Origin of the sequence: Maribacter aurantiacus (assembly GCF_005780245.1) — a bacterium.
In the GTDB taxonomy this organism is placed as follows: domain Bacteria; phylum Bacteroidota; class Bacteroidia; order Flavobacteriales; family Flavobacteriaceae; genus Maribacter; species Maribacter flavus.
Window position 1 is genome coordinate 1 of record NZ_VBUK01000026.1, and the last position, 1,299, is coordinate 1,299.

Consider the following 1,299-nt stretch of genomic DNA (forward strand, 5'->3'; position numbering starts at 1 on the left):
TAACGGTCAAGTATAAGCGTAGTGCGGGATTTCAGAGCGATTCACTATCCGCATCCCACAAAGTTTCTTAGGAAGAAAAATGCTCAATATTAGCCATTTAACCCGCATTACGCTTATACAATGTTGTGCGTTCGGCTTTCTTTTCTTTCAATTTATTCTTTGTTATTCGAAGCAAAGTTAATATTTTCGCACTCAAACAATTCGATTTTTGCATTATGTACTATAGTAGACCTTGGGCTTCTATCTAAGTGATAGACAGTCCTGAATAAATTTCCAATAATCTTTTAGGTATAGACTCGCATTCTATATGTTCTATGTTTCGTCTTTTTATTGAAGGCGTGGCGTTGTCATAGTTGCTATGTCAGGTAATACTGTCTATTCACTTCTCCGCGATTTGAATTCAAGTATTCACCTGTAAGAAGCAAATAATGACAAAAAAGAAATTGCCCGTTCGTTTCACGGGTCAGCACTTTACTATTGATAAGGTGCTAATAAAAGATGCGATAAAACAAGCAAATATAAATAATCAAGATACGGTCTTAGATATTGGGGCAGGAAAGGGATTTCTCACTGTTCACCTATTACGAAATGTCCAAAAAGTTATTGCAATAGAAAACGATGCTGATTTAACTCAGAACTTGAGAAAAAAATTTGCTAATGCTCAAAACGTCCAAGTTATTGGGTGTGATTTTAAAAATTTTAGGGTTCCGAAATATCCTTTTAGGGTGGTGTCGAATATACCTTATGGGATTACGTCTGAAATTTTTAAAAATCTGATGTTTGAAAATGTAGAAAATTTTATGGGAGGCTCAATTGTCCTACAGTCAGAGCCTGCACAAAAACTGTTTTCAAATAAGATTTACAACCCATTGACTGTTCTTTATCATACTTTCTATGATTTAAATTTTCTTTATGAGATAAGCCCTAAAAGTTTTTTGCCACCACCAACTGTCGATTCAGCGTTGTTGAAAATCGAAAGGAAGCAAACAATAGCATTTGGTTTTGAGCTTAAAACCAAATATTTAGTCTTCATTTCATATATGTTACAAAAACCTGATTTGCCTGTCAGAACAGCTTTGAAGTCCATATTCAGAAAAAAACAAGTCAGGTCTATTTCGGGAAAGTTTGGAATTGACCTAAATTCCAAAATCGTCTGCTTGTCGCCAAGTCAATGGAATAGTTGTTTTTTAGAAATGCTCGAAGTTGTCCCTGAAAAGTTTCATCCATCATAGTTATCTTGCTAGTATTGTTTGATAATCTGAATTCAGTAGTATCGTTTTTTAGCTGACGCACAACGGT

General features: G+C 34.7%; 1 protein-coding gene. It reads left to right on the forward strand.

What is annotated here, in order from left to right:
• Positions 1–428 precede the first annotated feature (428 nt).
• Positions 429–1,232 carry a 23S ribosomal RNA methyltransferase Erm gene (gene erm, locus FEK29_RS17810; protein WP_138259788.1) on the forward strand — a complete coding sequence of 268 codons (804 nt, stop codon included), beginning with the start codon at positions 429–431 and terminating at the stop codon, positions 1,230–1,232.
• Positions 1,233–1,299 lie beyond the last annotated feature (67 nt).

Coding starts and splice junctions, on each gene's coding strand:
- erm (WP_138259788.1), top strand. CDS start 429: ATGACAAAAAAGAAATTGCCCGTTCGTTTCACGGGTCAGCACTTTACT.